The organism is Pseudomonas tremae, from assembly GCF_001401155.1.
Lineage (GTDB): Bacteria > Pseudomonadota > Gammaproteobacteria > Pseudomonadales > Pseudomonadaceae > Aquipseudomonas > Aquipseudomonas tremae.
The window spans coordinates 1-425 of record NZ_LJRO01000261.1; the positions used below are offsets into that span (position 1 = coordinate 1).

The window sequence follows — 425 nt, forward strand, 5'->3', positions numbered from 1 at the left end:
GACCTACCTGAAAGATAACTATTCCTTTAACGACAAAAATGATGGCAATAGTCAATATCTAGGGCACTGGAACAAAAATGACATGATTCTTTCCTACTCTGCCGTTGTCAGTGATCTTGTTGACGGTAAGAAAATTCATACTAATATGGGTAGTACCCCTATAACTGAAACTAAAATCAATTGGGACTATTTGCCTGGCGGGCAGATTGACAAGCCAGTAGATAAAAGAACAGGTATTGTCAGAAAATTTATGGAGAAAGATGTTTACTGGCCTGTGTACAATAGCTCTTATAGTGAGTGGAGAGAAAAGCATGGTCGAGGTGGCGATTTTATGATTTACAGCAGACCTGAAATACATAAACTAAAAAAGCATATTATCATAAAGCTGTATACATTATGCAAACCCCCAGAACCCATGTAAGAAA

The 425-nt window shown here is 37.4% G+C and carries 1 protein-coding gene; it reads left to right on the plus strand.

The window, feature by feature from the left end; genetic code table 11:
• The coding region (locus tag ALO43_RS16120; protein WP_235812537.1) for a DUF6402 family protein at positions 1-421 on the plus strand (421 nt) is incomplete at its 5' end.
• Positions 422-425: the final 4 nt, after the last annotated feature.